Origin of the sequence: Bartonella sp. OC16QHHD (assembly GCF_042194035.1) — a bacterium.
GTDB lineage: Bacteria > Pseudomonadota > Alphaproteobacteria > Rhizobiales > Rhizobiaceae > Bartonella.
In genome coordinates this window covers 34,225-57,978 of record NZ_JBHIMJ010000021.1, presented here as the reverse complement: position 1 = coordinate 57,978, position 23,754 = coordinate 34,225, and the positions used below count along the sequence as shown (strand labels likewise).

Annotated in this window: 17 protein-coding genes, 1 other RNA gene and 2 pseudogenes; 4 read left to right on the top strand and 16 right to left on the bottom strand. The window is 36.4% G+C overall.

Features of this window, described 5'->3' with window-relative positions:
• Positions 1–132 precede the first annotated feature (132 nt).
• The 12 genes and pseudogenes from murD to ettA form a co-directional block, all read right to left on the bottom strand.
• A pseudogene (murD, locus tag ACFIK1_RS03340) lies at positions 133–1,528 on the bottom strand (UDP-N-acetylmuramoyl-L-alanine--D-glutamate ligase).
• A 4-nt stretch (positions 1,529–1,532) separates the two neighbouring features.
• Positions 1,533–2,603, bottom strand: a complete 1,071-nt coding sequence (gene mraY, locus ACFIK1_RS03335) for a phospho-N-acetylmuramoyl-pentapeptide-transferase (protein ID WP_375633003.1) — start codon at positions 2,601–2,603, stop codon at positions 1,533–1,535.
• A gap of 21 nt (positions 2,604–2,624) precedes the next feature.
• The gene (murF, locus tag ACFIK1_RS03330; protein ID WP_375662080.1) at positions 2,625–4,046 is read right to left on the bottom strand and encodes a UDP-N-acetylmuramoyl-tripeptide--D-alanyl-D-alanine ligase; all 1,422 of its coding nucleotides are present in this window, start codon (positions 4,044–4,046) and stop codon (positions 2,625–2,627) included.
• On the bottom strand, positions 4,043–5,494 hold the full coding sequence (locus ACFIK1_RS03325; protein ID WP_375662079.1) for a UDP-N-acetylmuramoyl-L-alanyl-D-glutamate--2,6-diaminopimelate ligase: 1,452 nt from the start codon (positions 5,492–5,494) through the stop codon (positions 4,043–4,045). Before ACFIK1_RS03325 ends, murF begins: the two co-directional genes overlap by 4 nt.
• 23 nt (positions 5,495–5,517) lie before the next feature.
• Positions 5,518–7,260: a peptidoglycan D,D-transpeptidase FtsI family protein gene (locus ACFIK1_RS03320; protein WP_375662078.1), complete on the bottom strand. Its 1,743-nt coding sequence runs from the start codon at positions 7,258–7,260 to the stop codon at positions 5,518–5,520.
• On the bottom strand, positions 7,260–7,664 hold the full coding sequence (locus tag ACFIK1_RS03315) for a hypothetical protein (RefSeq protein WP_375662077.1): 405 nt from the start codon (positions 7,662–7,664) through the stop codon (positions 7,260–7,262). Before ACFIK1_RS03315 ends, ACFIK1_RS03320 begins: the two co-directional genes overlap by 1 nt.
• On the bottom strand, positions 7,661–8,659 hold the full coding sequence (gene rsmH, locus ACFIK1_RS03310) for a 16S rRNA (cytosine(1402)-N(4))-methyltransferase RsmH (RefSeq protein ID WP_375662076.1): 999 nt from the start codon (positions 8,657–8,659) through the stop codon (positions 7,661–7,663). The genes ACFIK1_RS03315 and rsmH overlap by 4 nt, the downstream gene beginning before the upstream one ends.
• Before the next feature lie 264 nt (positions 8,660–8,923).
• Positions 8,924–9,314, bottom strand: an RNA gene (rnpB, locus tag ACFIK1_RS03305) — RNase P RNA component class A.
• 83 nt (positions 9,315–9,397) lie between these two features.
• Positions 9,398–9,907 carry a lytic transglycosylase domain-containing protein gene (locus ACFIK1_RS03300; protein ID WP_375662075.1) on the bottom strand — a complete coding sequence of 170 codons (510 nt, stop codon included), beginning with the start codon at positions 9,905–9,907 and terminating at the stop codon, positions 9,398–9,400.
• Positions 9,908–11,215: 1,308 nt separating this feature from the next.
• Positions 11,216–11,593 (bottom strand): hypothetical protein, encoded by a 378-nt coding sequence (locus ACFIK1_RS03295; protein ID WP_375618214.1) that lies wholly within the window; start codon positions 11,591–11,593, stop codon positions 11,216–11,218.
• Between the two features lie 2,488 nt (positions 11,594–14,081).
• Positions 14,082–15,020 carry an ArsR/SmtB family transcription factor gene (locus ACFIK1_RS03290; RefSeq protein ID WP_375662074.1) on the bottom strand — a complete coding sequence of 313 codons (939 nt, stop codon included), beginning with the start codon at positions 15,018–15,020 and terminating at the stop codon, positions 14,082–14,084.
• 586 nt (positions 15,021–15,606) lie between these two features.
• Positions 15,607–17,256 carry an energy-dependent translational throttle protein EttA gene (ettA, locus tag ACFIK1_RS03285; protein ID WP_375662073.1) on the bottom strand — a complete coding sequence of 550 codons (1,650 nt, stop codon included), beginning with the start codon at positions 17,254–17,256 and terminating at the stop codon, positions 15,607–15,609.
• Positions 17,257–17,416: 160 nt separating this feature from the next.
• Here ettA and ACFIK1_RS03280 point away from each other — a divergent pair, with 160 nt between their 5' ends.
• On the top strand, positions 17,417–17,953 hold the full coding sequence (locus tag ACFIK1_RS03280; RefSeq protein ID WP_375618210.1) for a hypothetical protein: 537 nt from the start codon (positions 17,417–17,419) through the stop codon (positions 17,951–17,953).
• Positions 17,954–17,999: 46 nt separating this feature from the next.
• Positions 18,000–18,608, top strand: a complete 609-nt coding sequence (gene pncA / locus ACFIK1_RS03275) for a bifunctional nicotinamidase/pyrazinamidase (RefSeq protein ID WP_375655111.1) — start codon at positions 18,000–18,002, stop codon at positions 18,606–18,608.
• Positions 18,609–19,059: 451 nt separating this feature from the next.
• Here the strand turns inward: pncA and ACFIK1_RS03270 are convergent.
• Positions 19,060–20,111: pseudogene (locus tag ACFIK1_RS03270) on the bottom strand (DUF475 domain-containing protein).
• A 358-nt stretch (positions 20,112–20,469) separates the two neighbouring features.
• Between ACFIK1_RS03270 and ACFIK1_RS03265 the strand changes: the two are divergent.
• Both ACFIK1_RS03265 and ACFIK1_RS03260 read left to right on the top strand, forming a co-directional pair.
• Positions 20,470–21,009: a helix-turn-helix domain-containing protein gene (locus tag ACFIK1_RS03265; protein WP_375611979.1), complete on the top strand. Its 540-nt coding sequence runs from the start codon at positions 20,470–20,472 to the stop codon at positions 21,007–21,009.
• A 390-nt stretch (positions 21,010–21,399) separates the two neighbouring features.
• Complete coding sequence (locus tag ACFIK1_RS03260; protein WP_142416545.1) at positions 21,400–21,579, top strand: DUF1508 domain-containing protein; 180 nt, start codon at positions 21,400–21,402, stop codon at positions 21,577–21,579.
• Positions 21,580–22,108: 529 nt separating this feature from the next.
• Here ACFIK1_RS03260 and ACFIK1_RS03255 read toward each other — a convergent pair.
• The 3 genes from ACFIK1_RS03255 to ACFIK1_RS03245 form a co-directional block, all read right to left on the bottom strand.
• Positions 22,109–22,279 carry a hypothetical protein gene (locus ACFIK1_RS03255; RefSeq protein ID WP_375621377.1) on the bottom strand — a complete coding sequence of 57 codons (171 nt, stop codon included), beginning with the start codon at positions 22,277–22,279 and terminating at the stop codon, positions 22,109–22,111.
• A gap of 52 nt (positions 22,280–22,331) precedes the next feature.
• Positions 22,332–22,643, bottom strand: coding sequence for a hypothetical protein (locus ACFIK1_RS03250; protein WP_375613354.1), 312 nt, complete (start codon positions 22,641–22,643; stop codon positions 22,332–22,334).
• A gap of 576 nt (positions 22,644–23,219) precedes the next feature.
• Entirely contained in the window at positions 23,220–23,345 is a 126-nt protein-coding gene (locus tag ACFIK1_RS03245) for a hypothetical protein (protein ID WP_375613352.1), read from the bottom strand.
• Positions 23,346–23,754 lie beyond the last annotated feature (409 nt).

Here is a 23,754-nt window from a genome sequence, read left to right as displayed (position 1 = left end):
TATCCATTTTATAAATTATCTCAAAGTGATATGGTTCCCCAGCCTGTTTAACAAACACTTTAAAAACTAAATTACACAAAAAAAGATTCTGGAGTCTTAACGCAAAAATATTTTTTTATAACTGATGCTTTTTTATTGTAACTGCATCACAAAAGAGACAAATGCTTCGCCTCGCATTTCATAATTTTTAAATTGGTCATAACTTGCACAAGCAGGTGACAAAAGAACCGTCACCTCTTTTTCCTTACAACCCATTGCGTCAACAGCTGCTTCACGCACCGCATTTTTCAAAGTTAAACTTATAGAAAAGGGAAACGCAGATCCAATAGTGCGAGCAAATTCTTCTGCCGCGCTCCCAATCAAATAGGCTTTACGAATTTTAGGAAAAAATTCTCTAAGAGACTCTATCCCTCCCTTTTTTGCCTGTCCCCCAACAATCCAAAAAATATCATTAAAGGTGGAAAGAGCAGGAGCTGTTGCATCTGCATTAGTAGCCTTGCTGTCATTGATAAACAAAACCGCCCCCATTTTACGCACCTGCTGCATACGATGATCCAACCCTTTATAACTTGCTAAATGCTTGTTCACAGAAGGATCAGTTATTTTTAAAGCCTGCAATGTTGCTAATGCCATAAGGGCATTTTGCGCATTATGTCTCCCACGTAACACCGCCATAGGAGCAAGATCTGCAAGCATATGGCGCTGTCCTTGACGAACAGAAAAGAGCTTGGTCCCATCTGCATAAAAACCATTTTCAACAAAATGATCCTTGGAAACTGCCTCAATTTGCTTCCCATCATGAAGTAACTGTTGATATAAAACCCGACAAGCTGCATCATCAACTGAAATGAAAGCCTGAGAAGCCTGAGCAATCAGATGCCTTTTGGTTTGCACATAACAGGCAAAACTCCCATGTCGATCAATATGATCAGGTGTTAAATTCAATAAAAGTCCAATGGTCGGCTGAAGAGAGGGAGTAAGATCAATTTGAAATGATGAACATTCAATCACATAGATACGTTTTTTAACAAATGGCTTAAGCGTCAATATTGCCTTTCCGATATTCCCCCCCACCTGCACATCATAACCCATTTTTTCCAACAAATGCGCAAGTAAAGCCGTTGTGGTTGACTTTCCATTCGTCCCCGTAATCGCAATGAAAGGAACATCTTGGTCACAAAAACCATAATGCTGTAAAAAATGCTGGCGCGCACGAACAAATAATTCAATATCACCGATAATTTCTATATTTTTTTTTTCGTGCTTTTTCAACAACCCAATGGGGTTGAGGATAATTTAAAGGAACTCCAGGAGCTACAATCAATGCAACAAATTCTGACCAATCTTCATAACGGAGATTTCGCGTTGGAATATTGTGCCGAAAAGCCATCTGCACGCTTGAAGGACTATCATCCCACGCCACCACTTCTGCACCGCCACGCATCAATGCTTGTGCCGTTGCTAGTCCAGACTGTCCCAACCCAAACAGAGCAACTTTTTGACCTTTATAACACGTAACAGAAATCACATTCTCACCGCAATTTAAGTGTTGAAAGACCTATGAGAGCGAGAACAATTGAAATAATCCAAAAGCGTATCACGACTTGGCTTTCAGTCCAGCCTTTTTTCTCAAAATGATGATGTATCGGTGCCATAAGAAACACTCGTTTTCTTGTTAATTTGAAATAACCAACCTGAATAACGACCGAAAAAGCTTCCACAACAAAAAGCCCACCAATAAGAGCCAAAACAATTTCGTGCTTCGTAGCGACTGCAACAGTCCCTAATAATCCTCCAAGAGCCAACGAACCAGTATCTCCCATAAAAATAGCTGCAGGTGGTGCATTAAACCATAAAAAACCAAGCCCTGCCCCAACAACAGCTCCCAATAAAACAGCCAATTCACCTGCTCCCGATACATAATGGATTTGGAGATAATCAGCAAAATTCATATTACCAGAAAGATAAGCAATCAGAGCAAAAGATAAGGCTGCAACCATCACAGGAACAATAGCAAGGCCATCAAGTCCATCCGTCAAATTAACCGCATTACCCGTCGCGACAATAACAAAAGCAGAAAAAGGAATAAAAAACCAGCCCAAATTGATAAGATAATCTTTCAAAAAAGGCAAAGCGAATCCAGATGAGCCAATTTGTAGGATGACAAAAGCAGCAATTGCGGCAACACAAAACTCCAAACTTAACCGTGCTTTCCCAGAAAATCCTTTGTCTGTTTGTTTTGTGACCTTAAGATAATCGTCATAAAATCCAATTGCCCCAAAAGAAAGCATAACCAATAGCGATACCCAAAAATAAATATTCGATAAATTACACCACAAAAATGCCGATACCACAATACCGGTTAAAATCATCAATCCACCCATTGTAGGTGTTCCAGCCTTTTTAAAATGTGTTTGAGGACCATCCGCACGAATCGGTTGCCCCTTACCCTGCCGCAATTTAAGAGAAGCAATGATGCTAGGTCCAAACAAAAAGACGATGAGCCCCGAATTAAGCATAGCCGCTATCGTGCGAAAAGTAATATAACGAAATACATTCACACCTGGAAGCCAATCACTAAACGAAGAAAAAAACAGCATCATGGTACAAAAAACCTCTTAAAACTATGAAGAAACCGCTTTATAGCGGTCAAGCAATGCAGTCACAATATTTGATGAACAAAGGCTATTGGATGATTTAACCATAAGCAGATCCCCAGAAGAAATTTCTGCTAAAAGGAGAGATAAAATTTTCTCAATATTTTCAGCATAATGAACCTTAACACCAGCAGACAAATCACTGACTAAAGATTTCATCGCCTCACCAAATAGAAAAACCGGATTAGCACCGGAAAGACGTATTGGCTTTATTAAATCACGATGAAGCTTTTCACTATACTCCCCTAACTCTAGCATATCTCCTAAAATAGCAATTCGCCGCCCCTCTTCCCCGACTGGTCCTGTAGCAAGAAGCTCAAGCGCAGCACGCATAGAAGCAGGATTTGCATTATAGCTTTCATCAATGAGATAAAATTCACCCCCATTTGATAAAGACAGTCGATAACGAACACCTCGCCCCTTTTGAGAAGAAAAATAGCGAAAAGAAAGAAGAACAGGCTCTAACTCAACTCCCATAGCATCACAAGCAGCGATAACCCCTAAACTATTTTGCACAATATGGCGTCCTGGAGCACCAATTTGAACCTTCCTATCCCGCCCCCCAATACGCACAATCATAGAAGTACTATCAGTTAGAAGACGTATATCTCGCGCTTGATAATCAGCATCTTTAGTCTCACCAAAGCTTAAGATCTTCTTTACACCACATTTCTTTGCTTTTTGAACGAGATAAGAAAAAAAATCACTATCCGCATTTAAAATGGCAATTCCTTTTTCATCTAATCCTTCAAAAATTTCAGCTTTTGCCTTTGCTATTTCTTCAAGATTTTTGAAAAAACCCATATGTCCTGCACAAATATGCGTAATGAGAGCAACATGCGGACAAACAAGTTTGACCAGAGGGCGAATCTCATCTCTATGATTCATGCCAATTTCAAAGATACCATAATCACTCTCCATAGGCATCCGCGCTAAAGTGAGTGGAACCCCCCAGCAATTGTTTAAAGAAGCGAGATTCGCATGAACATTCCCAACCGTTGCAAGTGCTTGTTTCAAAGCCTCTTTTGTCGTTGTTTTTCCCACCGATCCTGTTATCGCGATAATCTTAGCTCTTGAACGTTTGCGTGCAGCTTGTGCAAGTTTTTCTAAGGCTTGCAAAACATCAGGAACAACAATAAGTGGAGCCGATATCTTTTTCATATCCCTCAAACGGTGTTCCGCAACGATAAGAACGCCTGCACCTCGTTCATAAGCTTGCGCAGCAAAATCATGACCATCAAGATGATGCCCTTTAATGCAGAAAAAAACATCCCCTTCCGCAAGAGTACGGCTATCAATGGAAACCCCAGAAAAAGTTTCTGGCAGGCTTCCCATTACAACACCATTAACTGCAGCAACAAGTGCTTGCTTATCCCATAAAGTTGTCATTTCTTTCGGTCCTCTAAAGCTTCTATCGCTTTCAGACGATCTGAAAAAGGATAAGTTGTCTGCCCTATAATTTGGCCATCCTCATGACCTTTTCCAGCAATGATTAATGTATCACCAACTTTCAAAAGCTCCACCGCGTAAGAAATAGCCTCTCCACGATCTGCTATCTCTATTGCTGTTGGCACCGCCTGTAAAATATCCTTGCGTATTTTTTCTGGCATTTCTGTGCGAGGATTATCATCCGTTACAATAACAATATCCGCTTTATCCGCCGCAATTTTTCCCATCAAAGGTCTTTTTCCTTGATCACGATCTCCTCCACAACCAAAAACAACGATCAAACGCCCTTGCGTAAAGGGACGAACAGAAAGCAAAACCTGCTCCAAAGCTTCTGGTTTATGGGCATAATCAATATAAACAGGCGCATTATTTTCTGTCTTTCCCACAAATTCCAACCGCCCAGGTGCCCCCTGCAAAGTTTCAAGCGCAGAAAAAACCTTACGAGGTGAAACACCAGTTGCAATTGCTAACCCCGCTGCCATAAGCGCATTGGCTACCTGAAAATCTCCAGCCAAAGGCAAATCAAATGTATAAATATTATTTTCCACACGACACTCAATACACTGTTTTGAGCGTTGATGTTCAACACGATTAATCGTGATAAATTGCCCCTTACGACCAATTGTCAAGACACGGCGGCGTGCTTGTGTAACAACATCAATAACCTTTTGTGAATAAACATCATCAGCAAAAATCAAAGCAGGAGAAGATACAGGCAAAAGTGTATCAAACAACCTCATTTTAGCCCGCAAATAATCCTCTACCCCCGTGTGATAATCCATGTGATCTCGCCCTAAATTAGTAAAGGCACCAGCCGTTAAACGAACTCCATCAAGTCGTCCTTGATCAAGCCCATGCGAAGAAGCTTCAAGAGCTGCATGAGTCACACCTTCATGAGAAATTTCATAAAGAAGACGGTGCAAGACGACCGGATCAGGTGTTGTGAGAGAACCATAAACATTCCGTTTAGGAGAAACAACACCAACCGTTCCTATACTCGCAGCACAAAATCCAGCATAAGTCCAAATTTGCCGAAGAAAAGAGACAACAGATGTTTTACCACTTGTACCAGTCACAGCAACGACCGTTTCAGGCTGAGAACCGTAAAAACGTGCAGCTGCCAACGCTAAACTATGACGAACATTAGAAACACGTAAAATGGGAACAGATAAATCCTCAAGAACAGCATGACAGTCTGTAACGATTGCTCGTGCGCCACGCTTTATCGCATCATCTATATAGTGTCTTCCATCACTTTTTTTCCCCTGAACAGCGACAAAAACATAGCCCGGCAAAACTTGCCGAGAATCCACACTTATTCCTGTTATTACTATTGAAGAAAGACTTTCATCTTCAACACATTCTGTAAAAACTGTTCCAAACAACATAACGATGCACCTTTGTATTTATTTTACTGTTGTTTAACGAAACTTGAATTGCTCTTTTTACTTAAAAGAAGCTCATATTCTTTTTTAAAATCGGGTTTTACACCAAGAAAACTAGCTGTGCGACGAACAATATTAGCAAGCATTGGTCCAGCATTCATTCCCGCTGTTGCTGAACGCTGTCCCTCTGCAGGCTTTGGTTCATCAATAATTGTTAAAACAACATAAGCAGGATCTTCAATAGGAAAAGCAGCAAGAAAACTATTGAAATTTTTTGTTTTAGAATATTTGCCATTTTCAACTTTTTCAGCTGTTCCTGTCTTACCACCTACACGATAGCCTTCTACTTTTGCATTACGTCCAGAACCAATATCACTATTTAATTGATAAAGGTAACGCATATTTTGACTTGTTTTAGCCTGCAAAACCCGTTTTGCATGGTGCAGAGTTTGTTCTTTTGTCCGTTTTAAAAATGTCGGAGCAATTAACCAACCACCATTCATTAAAGCAGCAGCCCCGACAGCTGTTTGCAAGGGTGTTGTTGCCATACCATGCCCAAAAGAAATCGTCATAGAATGGATATCCTTCCAATGATGTGGTACAATAGGGTGGGCAACTTCAGGCAACTCTGTTGTGAGACGATCCAGTAATCCAAGTTTTTGCAAAAAACCACGATGTTTATCAATCCCTATCGCCAATGCCTCTTTAGCAGAACCAATATTAGAAGAATAAATAAAAACCTCCCATAACGTTAAGGGTCGATTTTTTCCATGAAAATCATGAATAGTATACCCACTACTTGCTTTTATTGGCTTTGAAGCATCAATAATACTGTTTAAATGAAAAATATTGGAATCAAGTGCCATGGCTGTCGTAAAACTTTTAATAATTGATCCCATTTCAAAAGCTCCTGCCGTCATCCGATTGAGACGATCACTTTTTAAAGCTTCGATAGGATTTCCAGGATCAAAATCTGGTAGTGATGCCAAAGCCAAAACTTCCCCCGTATGTATATTTAAAATAACAGCTCCTGCAGCAATTGCCTTATAACGCTTCATAGCCTGAATAAGTTCATCATGAACAATTGCCTGAACACGCACATCAATCGAAAGCTGAACTTGTTTTAATGATTCTTCCATGGCAAGACCAGCGGCACGCAAAGCACTCAACCCCGCATCATCAATATATTTTTCCATACCTGCAATGCCCTGATTATCAACATTCACCATACCGAGAATATGGGAAGTTACAGGTCCATCAGGATAAAAGCGACGAATTTCAGTCCGAAAACCAATTCCTGGTATACCAAGAGCCATAATTTGCGTCTTCTGCATTGGTGTTAACCCCCGCTGTATCCAAGAAAAACTAGATTTTCTTTTTAAGCGCTTATAGGTTTCCTGCCAATTAAGATCAGGCAAAACTGTTGAGAGCAATTCAATTGTTTCATCCACATCAATAATACGTCGTGGCTCAGCAAAAAGTGAATAAGTTTTAATATCTGTTGCCAATAAACGACCATTACGATCAACGATATCAGGCCGTGCCATCAATTGAAGAACTCCTGGCCCTTTTGCTTCTTCAATCTGTCCACCTTCCAACCCATAAGAAATAAGGCAAGCCCCCATGATGCCATATAAAATTAAAAAGCAGAACAACGAAAAAAGCAAACGTGGACGACTAGAATGGGGACGACGAACAGAAACATTATGATTATTCAACGAATTCTTTAAGCGCTTTTTCTTCTGTGAGAATAAAAAAGTCGATTTCATTACTGCGCGCCTTTTTGGATAACACTATTGATCTGAGAAGCCCGATTATTTGTCAAAATATTTTGATTATCTTCCAAGATATTTTGTTTAATCACTTCTTCAATTTGATCATGTGCCCATACCGGAATGTCTTTAAACTCCACGATTTGACGCGGCTGTATAACCTCTAACCCAAGTTCTTTCTGATAACGTTTCGCAAGTTTTTGCATGCGTGAAGGACTTATCATCACAGCCCACTCAGCATGAAGCAAACTTACCGTATTTTTTGCTGCAGCAATTTCATGCTCAAGATGAAGAACTTCGTTCATTCGTTTTTGAACATCATATTTTACCTTATAAGTAAGTCCTGCCATACAAATCATAATCAACACTAAAATCATATCAAATGTACGAAAAACTGTCATTTTTTGCTGCCTTCAAAACTGGCAATCTCTGCTAAACCAAATAATTTCATATCTGCTGCAAGAGCCTCTGCTTCAGTCCGTACACCAATACGCAACCTCGCAGAACGTGAACGAGGATTTTTCTGTAACTCCTCTTTAGTTGCCGTGATCCCACCTCTAAACAAAGGAAAAAATGTTGCTGGAGCAGCCTTTATTTCTGGCAGATAGCGTGATCTCATACATTCTCCAGAACGAGCCGAAAAAAATCTTTTGACCATACGATCTTCAAGAGAATGAAAACTGACAACCCCCAAACGGCCTCCAGCTTTTAAAACGCGTTCAGCAGCAAATAAACCACATGCCAATTCACCAATTTCATCATTAACATAGATACGAAGAGCCTGAAATACACGTGTTGCCGGATGAATACGATCTCCCGGTTTACGTCCTATCAACGTTTCGATAGCATACGCCAAATCACCTGTACGCAAAAAAGGCTGCACAACACGACGCTTTTCAATCATCCGTGCAATTCGCCCCGCATAACGCTCTTCCCCTAATATCTTAAAAATACGTGCCAAATCCCTTGCTTTTAAATGATTGACAACATCGCTGGCTGTAAAACCAGTCTGAGCCATTCGCATATCCAATGGACCATCTTTTTGAAAAGAAAAACCTCTTTCTGCTTCATCAAGCTGCATTGAAGAGACACCAATATCCAAAATAACTGCATCCACCTTCTCTTCAACGACACGATCGAGCTGTGAAAACGCCATATGGACCAAACGAAGGCGTGGAAAAAATTCTTCAACAAGCGATTGTCCTGCACTGATAGCATGAGGATCACGATCAAGAGCAATCACCTGTGCCCCTGCCTTTAACAAAGCGCGCGTGTAACCACCTGCACCAAAGGTGCCATCAATCACTTTTGCTCCAACCAATGGCATAAGCCCAGCCAAAACTGGCTGTAACAACACTGGAATATGGCGTTCAGCTCTTTGATCCTGCTTTATCAAAATAATCCGTCTTGAAGTTAGGCTGTCTTAAATCAACAGCTCTCTCATGGCAACTGATCTTAGAATAACCTGGCCTTCAACTTTCACATTAATCACAATGAACGAAAAAACTAAAGTTATCCCAAAACAGATCCTAACGCATTATACTTAAAGAAATGTTATAATTTTTTAAAACACTCTTTGCTCAAGTGTCCATTTCAAACACATAGACTCCATAAAAGACCATATATAATTGATCTTATAAAATATCGCGTATCATCATGAAATATCAGTCGGCCTATAAGCCGGGTTCTGTAGAGTAAAGCTTACACTTTACATGGCAACCATTCATCTGGGACGGATGTTACCATCCGCCTCGTGCAACCTACCCGAATGACTCGCCCGGAAATCGGCTGCAAATTAAATTTTGCACGTCATTTCTATTTGGTCTTGCTCCCGGTGGGGTTTACCTTGCCACATTCATTACTGAATGCGCGGTGGGCTCTTACTCCACCCTTTCACCCTTACCTATAAAAATAGGCGGTTTACTTTCTGTGGCACTTTCCCTAGGGTCACCCCTGCCGGGTGTTACCCGGCACCGTCTTTCCATGGAGCCCGGACTTTCCTCACCTGCCGTATTTCAGTATCAGACAAGCGCGGCTGCCCAGCCGACTGACATACTAATTTATAAAACATTTTCTGCTCCGTGAAAATAGCATCTTAAAATATTTTATGACAAACCTCTCTCAACAGATGTTTTTATTTTAATGAAGCCAGATAAGTCTTTACTTTTGCGCAATATTTCGCTGAAATGGAATTCATTTTTTTTGCAGCATGGCCTGCATTATATTTAAGGATTGTACCACATGTACTTCCACCACTGAGTTTATAGGCCCGTGCCAAATAACGCATACCATATTCAAGATTGGTCGCAGGATCATACAAATCCTGTACAGAACCACTAAAGCCCAACCCTCGTGCCGTAGAGGGTTTAATTTGCATCAAACCTATTTCGCCAGCAGCCCCCTTTATACCTGCCTTATAATTACTTTCAACTTTTACAACAGCATGTGCTAAATTAACGGGAACATTATATTTATTCGCAAGTTTCTGAATAAGAAACTCATAAGGACGATCAGGAATCTTAGAAGCAACAATCACTGAGGATTCTGCTGATTCCGCAACATTTAAGACACTATGAGTCCAACTTACATCAAATACAAAAAATACAGCACACGCTGTATTTAACAAGATTTTCAAAAATTGCATTTTCTTTCTCTTCACTCAAACATTCTCAAATTCTAGCTGCAAATAATTTGCAAACGTATTGTACAAAAAAAGAAAGCAAAAGAACGGCTTGAAAAAGGAAAGAGTAAGACAATTTCAAGATAAAATTCTGCAACAAAAGAAAATCTCTTTATGCACAAATTATAGATTTATCTATATCATAAAGTAAAAAAAATAAAGAGACTATAATTAATCTTATATCGTATTAAATAAAATGATATAATTTGTAAATTTCTGCTATCACTATTGTATCACTCAATTTTTATATTAAAAAAATAGCATCTTAAAGAGAGACAAGAACATCTTTTTACCGAAGATCCTCAATATCAAAAAAGTTTCACAAAAAATATAAACTGTTATCAACACTTCTCTCTGGTTAATAAACACCCACAGCACTCTTTATGTCCGATAAAACCCCAACAAATCATAAAACAAATCCCCGCTCCCATCATTGCGCATAAAAAATTCATAAATATACTAAAACCATCATACTCTTTACCAATTCAAAATATTGCAACAGACTTTTAGCTCTCAAGATGCCTCAAAGAAGCTTTTTACTTCTTTTTTTGAAAGAGCTTTTATCCACACAAGCCTCTCACTTGTAGTGCACAAGAAAGTGATTTTGATTTTTTCACCATGAATAAATTTAAAACGAGAGAATTTTGCAATTCTTAAGATTCTCACTTAATATGAAAATGACAAATTATCATTATAAAACAATATGCTAAAAAAGCTATATCCGTCTTTATCTCTACAACAAAGCTTAACAATTACTTTTGTCTGTTTTTTTGAAAAATGTTAGGAAACTCAATACCCCCAAAGCCTTTTAAATAAAAATAAACCCTCATCTTCATTCAAATATTTTTTTCTTTGTCACAGACTACCATCTTATCAGCCTTGCACCTCATTTTCAGAAATCATACAAGTGGATAAATATCCTAAAATCCGTAGAACAAAGAAAGCTTAAATCCTTTAAAAAATTTTTATTTTCTCATATCAAATAAAAAAATAACCGGCATATAAAACACGGTTAACGTGTTTTATTATAGTCAATACTGCTTTTGTCATTGTAGCGATTGATAATGCAATTAACTTGGACCAATACCCTTGATAGACTTTCTATCACTCCTGTAATGATTGCAACATTACCCTTATACTCCAATTGCTTACCTTTTGAGAGATAAATTTTGTTAATACCTTACAAATTAATTATCTCCTCGCACTTTTCAAGACTTCATGAAAAGCTCTTGCTCCTTAAAATAAAACCCAAAAGCGCGATTAAAAAAATAGCTAAAAATAAGCATTAGCAATGGAAGGACGAGAAATCGCTTTTGAAAGAGCCATAGCAACAGTTTCACCAGATTTGTGAGCCTGCTCACGACTCTGACCACTTTTAAAAGCAAGCGCAATTACATCACGACGCAGCTGCGCAATAAACACCTCTTGCTGTTGAGGACTCATCTTAGAAAGATGCTTGATAATATCTGGAAAAGATACAGACAATCTCTCTAACAACTCCTCCTCTGTTACATCAAGCTTCTGAGAAGAAAAAGAAGAGCGACCGGAAAAAAACTGATAAACAGCACTACTTTGAGAAGCAAAAAAGACAGCGCCAAAAATAAAAAATACAAATAAAATAAAAACAATACGACGCGAAAAAGATTCCATTATCTCTTACCTAAAGATCACAGAACACAAACATAGATTCCTTTTATGATTCTCCTTATAGCATTCAACGATGCCTCAATAAAGAAAAATCAAATTATTGAAAATGAATACGCTAACACTATCCGCCCAACAAAAACTGCCCCTCTATGTATTTAGGTAGTATAGGCGAAACAATAACAGATCTTACACTTCCCCCTAATAACACGCTACAACATCCCCCAAAACAATTATAAAAAGCCTGACTGAGGAAATCCTCAGTCAGGCCAGACAATCTAGGGGATCCACGCGGGGGGGGGAGGAGGTTCCCCGATCGTCCTCTCACATCAACCACTAAGATAGCCGATGCAATATTCTTGCTATGGAATAAAATTCTTTAAACAACAAGAAATTCTTATCATCTTCTACGCAAAAAAACATAAAAGAGTTATAAATTGTTTAAAAATGTTTAAATTTAGGCAAAAAAAGTTTAAAATGACCCAATTTGAAGCAATTTTATTTCAAGAAGCATCAATTGGAATCTACGATCATTATAACTTTTAAATAGTTTCTTTCATAACTCTGATAATCATAATCAAAAAAACCGTAATTTCTACGTATCCACCCTATAAAAATCAAACTATATAAAAGTAGAATCACTTTTCGAACAGCAATCACCACAAAAATAAAAATGTAGATTTTTAAAATCTTATCTATCTTCATAAAAAATTCTGTAAATGATTATTAAAATATTGTCGCATCTCTCATGTAACAATCAATGAAGAATTTAAACAGCTTAATTTTATGAAAAAATGAGAACTCTGAAGGTATTTGTTTCGAATCACGTCCTATCATCATTCCAAATAACGATAAACTATTTTACAATAACCAACAGGCTCTAACGCATTTTAACATAACAAACCGAGATCAATGCAGACCGTTTCTCTTAATCTCTATCATTTAAATGATCCCGTAAAATAATACACACAGTAGTTTCTATGCTCAAAAATTGTTATAGTCTGTTCTTCTAACGTAAATAATGCATTGATTTACAATCATAACTCATCATTTTACAACTTACATGAGAGATCTCAAGAACGTGAGATTCCCTTATTTTAAACCTTCGTCTATTGAATCAATGAATAGCCATACTACGGCACATCACAAACAAGAAAAAGCATATGGATAAAAAACATAAAACGATGATGCCCTATCAATTTTACGCTATACTAACGGGCTGCATCATAAAATGAGCAGTAAGCATAAAAAGAAAAAATCACTTTTGGCAAGAAAAATGGACTTATTTAATAACCTTTTTAATAACCTTCATACTTCTCATGATAAAGAGATACGAAACTTTAGTGTAATATCACGCTTTTCTTTTCTACTTTCAGCCACGGACTATCCATAGATTATCGTCAATCTTATTTTTATGAATATAATGAAAAACACATAGACAAACGCCATATATGAATGCTTGTAAGAAGAAATAAACGTAAAGTCAGATACGCTATTATAACCATTGTTGTACAAAATGTTTTTAAAATTCAGAATATCACTCCAATCCATTACTAATTTATGAGTAATTTTATGGCGTCATCTACCAAGCTTTTACGTTTGCTGTTACTTGTAAATCAACACCTGCTCCTAACATGGCAATATGCTTGAGATAAAGACTAGAGCAAATGAGAACCATGTAAACAGTCCCAGCTTTTATATGCCCAATTAGAGTAAAAATATTTACGTCTGTTTGAGTAATCTTAAAAAAGCCATCATTTATTTTGAACGAAACATAAAAGCCCAAAGATAAAAACCTATTGCCATCTTTACCATCCCTTTCATTTGCCTTTACGACTTTCAAACACGCTCATAACGCTGTGTTTTAAATAATGAAAATCATGCATTGTCTTACCCTTTTACCCCTTCGTCTTTTTAGAGCATCTTTTTGCACCCCTCACTAAAAATTCCAAGGTACTTCTTATCTAAGCACCTGTTTTAAAGAGACATCGTAAGATCTATTGGGTACCACCATTTTTGACATTTATGAAGGTATGAGCCATCACTATATTATATTGTGCGCTATTACATCATATCGCCGCCGCTCTCATATTTAGAAATATGTATTTCCTTTTACAAACGGTATTATTTAGATAAATATCTTCTCTTGTAACAAACAAACAGACTCTTTTGGATTCTGAAACAGGAAATTTGAAATGAAAAAATATTCCTATATTCGAGCCTATCATTGAAATCTAAAAAATCAATATATTGGCTAATAAAACAAATATGATATCAAGACACCTTAAATAACGATCCTCATAGGCTTAACTCTATAGAAAGTGCTTTCATTACACAGTACACAGCCACCAAGCCCCTGTAAAACACCAATACTCTCATATAAAAACATAATACAAATGTAAAAAACAATAGATTATCAATGATTGAATAAAGTTTTATCTCTACGCTATTCCTTAAGAAAAATCAGAGAATAAAGCAGGTCAACAAACGCGATTTATGCAAAATTGACTTGTTTATCTTTGATATCGTCAACTAATAAACGCGGATCACGAGCAAGCCAAAGCGTAACCATACCTTTCTCACTGTTTTCATTTTGTATAGGAGTAAGACAAACCTTTTGTTCTAGAACAAGTCTCGTATTTTTAAGCCATTGTTCTATTTGTAAAGCCGAAAATCCAAAACGCGTATGTGCTTGATCAGAATATGAAGACTCAATTTCATGATAACCAAAATCCACAATCAATAAACGTCCATGAGGACGCAAAACACTTGATATCTCATGAAGGAATATTTCAGGGTTTTCAAAAAAATGTAAAACCCAATGAAGAATAACTAAATCAAAAGTTGTATCTCCAACAGACAAGTGAAAAACATTGCTATCAAGCACGACTTGAACCGCATGCGTATAAAGATTAGAAAACAATTTTAAGATAGAGTCTTCACCTCTTCCAATATTCAGCATCGTCTGAAATGGTTTATCGCCAATGATTTCAAGTAAAGCGTTTTCTACACCATGATCTGCCATATAAGATGACCGTAATACATCCCGTTGCAACGCATTTTGTAAGAAATACTTCTTCCTCGTTTTTTGACGCTGCTTTTTAACATCCTTCAAACGTTCTAAATCATGCGCTAACAACACATCATTCTTTGGCAAAGCCGAAAGAACACCCATCACAATGTCTTTACCCCAAAAATCATGACAAAGCTTAAAATAAAGGCTATCCCCCTTCTGATAACGCTCAATCAATCGTGCTTCGTACAATAAACGTAAATATCGTGATATACATGCTTGCGACTGATCAAGAATAAAAATAAAATCAGGGATTGTTAAATCTTCATGATGTAAGAGCCTAAGAACACGTAAATGGCTTACTTCTGCGACCGCTTTCAGCAGCTCAACCATTGCATCTAAACTTGCACTTTTTTTCATAATTATCCCCTCAACATTCCTATAAACATTTGTTTATAGGAAAAAAAGTCAAGTATACAACGCATATTCTCATCTATTTTGTGCTCTCTATTTTATCATACTATGAAAAAAATAGGCTAATGTAAAAAACGAACAGATCTTATCCATCTGCTTCTCGTTATAATATTCATGATAAATCAATCCAAATCATTCTCTTACAGCTCATAAACGGAGGGGACATATAGATAAAAATATCTTTTATGCCCACCTCAAAACAAAAACTGTATACCATTGAGAAAAAATAAATAACATGATGATGCCAGCTTGCATTTTTATTAAGTAAAGATGGTAATGCTCAATGACCAGAGCATTTGTAGAAGTAGTACTATACTCTTCATCTCCTCCTTTTCATTGCAATTTTACAAGCAATAACCGGTTATATATCATGATTAGAACAACCCTATTTAGGCTATAATTTCATAAAGTGTCTCTTACTCTTTTCAATGAATAAAAACTTCCACAGAGTACACACACACTTTATTTATGAAATAACAAACGCAATAAAATACACTATTATTCCAACAAAGTTGAGATAAGATAAAAAATTCTAGCGTGTAAGAGGTTTATAATTTGCATGCTTAGGATTAAGAGATTCCGCCCCAAGACGACGAACTTTATCAGCCTCATATTCAGCAAAGTTACCTTCAAACCATTCTACATGACCATCACCTTCAAAGGCTAAAATATGTGTTGCCAATCGATCAAGAAACATACGGTCATGCGATATGATAACTGCACAACCAGCGAAATTTTCCAATGCATCTTCCAATGCACCCAATGTTTCAGTATCAAGATCATTTGTCGGTTCATCAAGAAGAAGCACATTCCCCCCCTCTTTTAGAAGTTTTGCCAAATGTACGCGATTGCGCTGCCCTCCTGATAAATTTGCCACCTTCTGCTGTTGATCTGCCCCCTTGAAATTAAAAGCCCCGCAATAAGCGCGACTATTCATCTCATATTTGCCTAATTTAATAATGTCATTTCCACCAGAAATTTCCTCCCAAACAGTTTTATTCCCCACCAAGGAATCGCGATTCTGATCCACATAACTCATGTGAACTGTTTCACCGATACGTATTTGACCTGAATTGGGCTGTTCCTGTCCCGTCAACATTTTAAACAAGGTCGACTTTCCCATACCATTGGCCCCAATAACGCCGACAATGCCACCTGCAGGAAGTTTAAAAGAAAGAGAATCAATCAATACACGCTCACCATAAGCTTTAGAGAGATTATCAACTTCAATAACAACCTGTCCTAATCTTTCTCCAATAGGGATAATGATTTGCGCCTCTCCAGGACGACGCTCACGTGCTGCTTGAACCAACTCATCATAAGCCTTAATCCGAGCTTTTGACTTTGCTTGTCGCCCTTTTGGACTAGAAGCAATCCATTCTTGCTCACGTGATAAGGCACGTTGACGCGCTGCCTCTTCACGTCCTTCTTGAGCCAAACGCTTGGCTTTAACCCCCAAATAAGCAGAATAGTTCCCCTCATAAGGAATACCTCTCCCGCGATCTAACTCTAAAATCCAACCCGTTACATTGTCGAGAAAATAACGATCATGGGTTATCAAAAGCACAGCCCCAGGATATTCACGTAGATGCCTTTCAAGCCAAGCCGTCGTTTCAGCATCTAAATGGTTTGTCGGTTCATCCAAAAGTAACAAATCAGGTTTTGACAAAAGCAATTTACAAAGTGCAACACGCCGCTTCTCACCACCCGAAAGTTTTGTTACATCCCCATCGGCTGGCGGACAACCAAGAGCAGCCATAGCCATTTCCACTTGACTTTCTAAATCCCAAAGATTCTGACTATCAATAATGTCCTGAAGTCGCGCACTTTCATCAGCCGTTTCCTCGCTATAATTCATCATCAATTCGTTATAACGCTCAAGAATTTCTTGTTTATCTGCAACACCTTCCATCACATTGCCACGCACATCTTTGCTCGCATCAAGCAAAGGTTCTTGTGGTAGATATCCACAGCGAGCTCCTTCAGAAATCCATGCTTCTCCCGTATATTCCTTATCTAGCCCAGCCATAATACGTAAAATAGTTGACTTCCCTGCACCATTCGGCCCTAAAATACCGATCTTCGCATCTGGATAAAAAGACAAATGAATATTTTCTAGAACTTTTTTATTGCCGTAAGACTTGTTAAGCCCAGCCATATGATAGATAAATTGACGTGCCATAAATTTCTCTTTATATTATGCGATATTAAAGATTAGGATTTTGAAAAAACTGCTTTTGCTTTTTGAAACTGTACAGTAAATAGCACTTACGTCGTATCAAAAGCTTTCGCTTTATATTGGTACATTTTTTCTAATCTCACAAGCCCCAGTATGGTCCTGAATGCAAAAAAACATCCCCCTAAAGAGCAAAAAGCAAATCTTTTTAGCTGTACCTGAAACCTGTTATCAAACATTGCCTCTCTTTTCCATACCAGATATAACATTGTATTTTTATCGTATTAAACCGACTTATCAATGTAATATGGTACCACAAAGAAAAGCAATTCTCTATGCGCCTTCTTTTCTCGCTTTATGGGCTTTATATTACGCAGTAAAAAATCCTTCTCTTTTTTCATCAATTTTTTGCTACGGAAAGCAATGGACTTCACCCCTTGCCTTGATATGGCTTAAATTACGTTTACAAAACGACCGCCGCCTTATGGGATCTGACGTTCCAAGCCCAATGATCATGAAAGCTTTGCATCAACACGTAGCAACAAATGAATACAGTGCACTTCCCATTGGTACGTGGTTACAATTCGTAAAAAACTATAAAACCAATTGTAAAAACTTATCCATTCCCCTCTTTTGGCTTGATAATTATAAAAATAATATCAATATCCAGCATATCATTTCAAAACTTCAAGACGACATATAGCTTTTTAAAAATACGATAAAAGCTCATCTCGTATAGGAATATATTTATGGAAAAAAAAGCCTTAATCGTCATTGATGTTCAAAATGACTTCTTACTAGGTGGAGCACTTGCCGTACCACAAGGTGATGCTATTTTACCCGCCGTCAATAATCTCATAAATCATTTTGACCACGTTATCTTAACCCAAGATTGGCACCCAAAAAACCATTGCAGCTTTGCTTCCTGCTATCCTGAAAAAAAGCCCTATGATACCATCATTCTTGACTACGGTCCTCAAATACTTTGGCCTGATCATTGCATACGAGGAACACAAGGAGCAGAATTTCATCCATCTCTTAGAGTGGAAAAGGCACAACTTATCCTTAGAAAAGGCTATAATCAAAAAATGGATAGCTATTCTGCTTTTCTTGAAAATGATCAAAAAACACCAACAGGTTTACAAGTTTATCTTAAAGAACATGGTTTTACTAAGCTCATTATGTGTGGCTTAGCAACTGATTTTTGTGTCGGATTTTCTGCTCTTCACGCTATGCAATGCGGTTTTAAAGTCAGTGTTTCATTAAATGCCTGTGCTGGTATTGATGTAAACGGATCACTAAACACTATGCTTAAAACAATGAACGAAGCCGGTATAGAACTTTTAATGGTCTCTTAAAATATCCTTCTCTAATCTACCATTATAATACACTGATTTATAAAGGATAAATTATTTTGCACATATTTAAGTAAGAGTTCAGAATATCGTAAATTCTCTCATTTCAAACCTGTTTCAAAACCATTCTCTTACACGTTACAAAGAGAATCCAATGTATGAATAGAAATCATTCAAAAAAACAGCAAAAAGGCCTCTTATGAACCATTAATGCAAAAGCTTGTCATAATATTGAAAGCTGGTAAAAAGTATAGCATCAGCTTTCTGTCTTATATTTAGGTCAAAAAGTATCCTAGAGATTGTATATTATTCCCTTCATGGGTAGTATTATGCAATAAACTCAACTTAAAAAAACGCAAATAAGCAATAAAATAGTATTTTATTTTGCATAAAAGACCTCTTTCTATTCAAAGATATGCGATAAACAAAAGTTTGAAAAAGGAAGAGATCTCCATTACTTAGATACAACATGTTTATCCAATTGACGATGCTTAAAACGAATCGAAGAATATAATGCCATTCCAATAATACAGACTCCCACAAGTCCTGTTAAAATTTCAGGAACCGATATAATCGTTTGCAGATACATAATCACTGCAAGAACTAGAATTGCATAAAAAGCACCATGCTCTAAATAACGATAATGCAATAATGTTCCTGATTCAACCAACATAATTGTCATAGAACGAACGTAAAATGCTCCGATACCAAGACCTATCGCAATAATAAAAAGGTTGTGTGAAAAGGCAAAAGCACCAACCACGCCATCGAAAGAAAAACTAGCATCAAGAACTTCTAAATAAAGAAACGCCCCTACTCCCCCGTGAGCTACTGTTGTTAAAGTCTTTTGAGGAGTATCCAAAAGATGACCGACAACGTCAACACCGATAAAGGTCAAAAGTCCATAAAGTGCTGCCAATAAAAAAGTTATTTTATTTTCTGCGTCAATCTGACCTGAAACCAATAAGATCAAAATCAAAACAATTGCAATATCAATTCCAACAAGCGCCCCAAACTTTTGAGCAGGTTTCTCTATAACATTAAGCCAATGCACTTCTTTTTCAGAATCAAAAAAATATTTTAAGCCAACCATCATAAGGAAAGTTCCTCCAAAAGCAGCAATCCCCATATGCGCATCGGTTAAAACTTCAGCATATCGATGTGGTTCCCATATCGCTAATTTGACTGCCGCAATTGGATTAATCCCAACAGCAACGACAACCACCAATAATGGAAAAACAATTCTCATCCCAAATACAGCTATCAAAATGCCCCACATAAGAAAACGACGACGCCACAATGGACTCATTCTACTAAGAACACGCGCATTGATAATAGAATTATCAAAAGATAAAGAAATTTCCAAAATTCCTAAAACAAAGCAAATAAAAAAATATTTAAGAAAACCAGTAATACTTTCCGTTTCAAACCAACCAATAACCCCTCCTAAAAAGACACCAATAATCGTGAAAAAAAAGCAAACCCAAAATAGCGTAATAGGGCCATGATCATTCCTCAAAGTTTATTTTCTACTTCATCTAAGCACACCCAGTACCAATCCAAAGTTTGCATCTCTTTAAAGTTGCATCTATTAATGCAGAGGTGTATAGAATATATATGGTAAAGTTACATGAAAATTCTCTCAAAAAAAGCAAGAGACAAATGTAGCAACAAGGAATTTTGTTTTGAAGTGAATATCAATTGTCAATACAATAAATGAAAGATTGCTTTCTATCTACACAAATAAAAAAATAATAAGAAATTAAAGCTATAATATTGACATTATATCATAGAATATTAATACATAGTGTGCTTTTATTATTTAATGATTTATACCATGATGATTTACCGAGGGAGATAATTCGTGGCACGTCCTGAAACTGAATCAAAAACCATATTTGGAAAACGTTTACGTTATGTACGTCTTGCTTTAGGCGATCCATCACGTGAAACCTTAGCTAAAAGTTTTAGCATGACAAAAAATTCCATTGCTTTTTATGAGCGTGGAGAGAGAGAACCCAATCTTAGTGTCTTACAAACATACCGCACGTTATATGGTGTCAATATTAATTGGCTTTTAACTGGACAAGGAAAAATGTTTGACACCGAATATACAAAAGGTGATTTTGACTGGAATTATTTTATTAAAAAAATCGAGGGACTGGAAGAAACACTTGCCGATAGTGATCGTAACGAAAAACTAAATCAAGAAAAAATCGACAGTTCTTATGAAAAATTGCAGCAATATTTGTCAAGACAAGGTTTATCAAATGGTTTTAACCCTAAAACTACAACCTCTCTTATCGATATGAAAGCTAAAATGGCCAATTCTTATACCCTTAGCTTATTCATTGATTTACTCATTCGAAGCGTATCCCAAAAAGAGGTTATAGCTAATCAATAAACGTCTATTTAAAAAGAAAAAACAAGAAATGATTAAACTCTACCAGTATGGAAAAAAGTATTTTTTACTTTATCCTTGCTGGTGAAATTTTATATAATTTATAAACTTTTTTCTGTAACGACAGAAAAATATTTGCGTTGTAAATGAAAGTATAGTGTCTTTAAATTAAAAAAAATAATTTTATAGTATAAAATTCTCATTCATATCTTATTGACAATAAATTTTTTCTTGTTAAAAGAATAATAGCTCTCATAGAAATTATTTTTTAAGGTCAGAAAATTTAAGGGGAATATATTGACGACTTCCTAGAGAGACATACATTAATGTTTACAAGCGGATTAGTTAAATATTTATCCTGAAAATTATCAGCTATTTTATGAGGTGGGAAGCATGTATTTTGAGGTGTTTCAAGGAGTTCACAATCAATGGTACTGGCGTTTAATCTCAGGAGATGCACAAAAAATTGCTTTTTCTAGTAAAGGTTATCCAACAAAACAAGATATCCTAATCAATATTGAGCAAATAAAAGAAATTACACATAAGGCTCTTATTAGAGAACTACAGTCCTAACGTTCTTTACCATTAAAACAAGCGTCTATTTTGTATAATGGTATGGTAGTTACTTTTGTGACAAATGAAAAGTGATTGATTTCCCCTCAATGAGAGGAAGTTCTGTATTATTTCTGACACTCACAAATAACAGTCATATTCTTACAGATTATATGTTTATTTTCAATCATACTCAAATCTCTATAGCCTTTATCAAAAAGAAAATCTTTTAAGTTTTGTATTTTTCATAAAAAATAAACGCACATGAAGAGAAGATAAATCATCAATGAGAAATATATTTACTCTACAAGATATTAATATCTTTTACGTTCATATTCCTCTTCTGTATCTGATAATCATAACTGACTTACCCATTTCATCTTCATAAAAAGCAAATATCTCTTTCTTTCTATTATCATGCAATTTTTTATACCTATTAGCTGAAACTATCGTAGCATTTATACCTTACATCTAAAAAGAACGTGCAAAATTGTTTCCAGTAATAATATAAAATTGCTGGATTGTATAGACGCGCTTTTTAATAACCAGCCTACCTATAAACTGGTTTATCATCATAAACTCTTATTTTATGATCAACGACGCTCTGTCTTATAAACTTAAATGTTGTCATAAAATCAGAGTAAACTTGAATATTCTCTTCCAATACAATCTCTCCATCAGCACCATAATTGGCTTCATTAAAGTTTATCTCTCTCGTCATTCCAATCTTCCTAACACATTTCCAAACCCTTTAATGCAAAATATGAATACAATCACTCTTTATCATCTTCAGATTTAAGCATTTTTTTATATTTCTTTTCATTTTTTTCATATTGCTTAATTTGTTTTTTCAGTTTTTCAATTGCTTGGTCACGTCTTTTAATCACCATACTTTGCTCTCTAATAGCCCTATCTCGTTCTTCAGTCATCTTCATAGAATCTCTTAAAAACTCATGCTTTATTCTTCTAGATTCCTCTTTTAAAATTTTCACTTGACTGCGATAATATAAAGAAAACCGAAATATAACCCCACTGCACAACAAAACAACAATCATTGCTCCCAATAAAATTTCGTTTACACTCATTTGGATCTCCCTTAATTGTCGCTCAAGTGATCATCTTGACCAATTTGTTTCATCCTCAATCAAAAAAAGAATGCAATAAATTGCATGTTCCAAGTGTGAACAGTCACTCTCGGCGTTCTTATTTTCTCCATTAAAGCATTGATAAATGACGCAAACAAATCTCTGAAAGCGGCTAAATCTACACTCACACCAATTATTTGCGACACGTTTATTGACACAAAATACAAAAAATAAGGAACGTCAAATAAAACTAACGACGCAATCCAATCATACAAGCCTTGCCCAAATCGTTCCTATCTTCCTTTTTTACGCCATGAGGAATGCGGCTATATATGAAAGTTTTTCATTATTACAAAAATCTTCAGTGTCACAAAGCACAGCATTTCTGTAAAATTTTGCCTTCCCACAAATCTTTACATCACCACAAACTAAAGCATCATTATAAACTCGAGCCTTTCTAAAATCACGAGTATCACCACAAAATTCAATACATTGAGCATTCAAAACTTGATCAAAAAAGACCGCATTAGCATAAACATATGCATCTCCACTCATATTCAAATAACGATAAAGTTCTTATTTTTCATAAACATGCGAACTCTTACGAACAACTAAACAACCATATGTTAATGCATTGTTATCAATAACAATATCATTATAAACACAGACTTCATTATAAACCGCAGCATCATAAAAACACATTCATCGCCATAAGGGCATTGATCGAATGTACAATTCTATCAAGCAACCACCTTTGTGGATCAGATTACCTTCCTGTTTAATAAAATATCCAAGATCACTTTTTTGATATTTCCCATTTTTACGCATATATACGATATACCATCTGATAGTGATCTAATTTATTACAATAAAGAAGAAATCAGTATTCTTTGTCTATGCAATTTACATTTTTTCTACAGCCATTATCCTATCTCTTAAGGCTCTAAAGCTTCGTTATATTCACACACTACCTCAACGCAGAATTTTTTTTTACAAATTCTGATGTTGGGGTATATCTTGATTTATAATGCTGCTACGTATACTATCATAGTGAAATCTCATAAACATACGAGTGTGCATCGCCCTTTCTGGTATACACATTTACTTTTTC